This is a genomic window from Erwinia oleae (assembly GCF_000770305.1).
In the GTDB taxonomy this organism is placed as follows: Bacteria; Pseudomonadota; Gammaproteobacteria; order Enterobacterales; family Enterobacteriaceae; genus Erwinia; species Erwinia oleae.
Genome location: NZ_JNVB01000175.1, coordinates 1 through 952 on the forward strand (window position 1 = coordinate 1; position 952 = coordinate 952).

The following is a 952-nucleotide window of genomic DNA, read 5'->3' on the forward strand; positions in this document are numbered from 1 at the left end:
CGTGAAGTCGGAATCGCTAGTAATCGTGGATCAGAATGCCACGGTGAATACGTTCCCGGGCCTTGTACACACCGCCCGTCACACCATGGGAGTGGGTTGCAAAAGAAGTAGGTAGCTTAACCTTCGGGAGGGCGCTTACCACTTTGTGATTCATGACTGGGGTGAAGTCGTAACAAGGTAACCGTAGGGGAACCTGCGGTTGGATCACCTCCTTACCAGAAGATACTTTTTTGCGCAGTGTCCACAACAGATTGTCTGATAGATGTGAATGAGCAGAAAAAACCTCTACAGGCTTGTAGCTCAGGTGGTTAGAGCGCACCCCTGATAAGGGTGAGGTCGGTGGTTCAAGTCCACTCAGGCCTACCAAATTTGAACTCATACTGCGTTGTGGCCCCGGTTCGCATAGTTCACTATGCTTCACGGAACCACGCCTTGTCTGAGCCCAAATTCCATTTCTGAAAGAGAAACGGACTCGGTTGAGTGGTAGTAAAGGTCTCTGCACACTGTATGGGGCTATAGCTCAGCTGGGAGAGCGCCTGCCTTGCACGCAGGAGGTCAGCGGTTCGATCCCGCTTAGCTCCACCATGCAGTCTGAAATCACTTCAGAGCGTACCGGTAACGGTGTGCTGTGAAGTATTTGCTCTTTAACAATCCGGAACAAGCTGAAAATTTGAAAACGACATAGTGGGTCACTCTGCGTAAAAAGAGTGGCGTAAACACTATGGTCGGGTCTCTCAAATGCCTGCAACAGCATGTGTCCTCCGGGACGCTTGTGGGTTGTGAGGTTAAGTGACTAAGCGTACACGGTGGATGCCCTGGCAGTCAGAGGCGATGAAGGGCGTGCTAATCTGCGATAAGCGTCGGTAAGGTGATATGAACCGTTATACCCGACGATACCCGAATGGGGAAACCCGGTGCAATCCGTTGCATCATCGCAACATGAATACATAGT

The 952-nt window shown here is 51.1% G+C and carries 2 tRNA genes and 2 rRNA genes; all 4 read left to right on the forward strand.

Going from position 1 to position 952, the window contains the following annotated elements:
• Positions 1-215: ribosomal RNA gene (locus GS12_RS22805) — 16S ribosomal RNA — on the forward strand; the annotation flags it as partial.
• Between the two features lie 74 nt (positions 216-289).
• A tRNA-Ile gene (locus tag GS12_RS22810) sits at positions 290-366 on the forward strand.
• 143 nt (positions 367-509) lie between these two features.
• Positions 510-585, forward strand: a tRNA-Ala gene (locus tag GS12_RS22815).
• Positions 586-783: 198 nt separating this feature from the next.
• Positions 784-952: ribosomal RNA gene (locus GS12_RS22820) — 23S ribosomal RNA — on the forward strand; the annotation flags it as partial.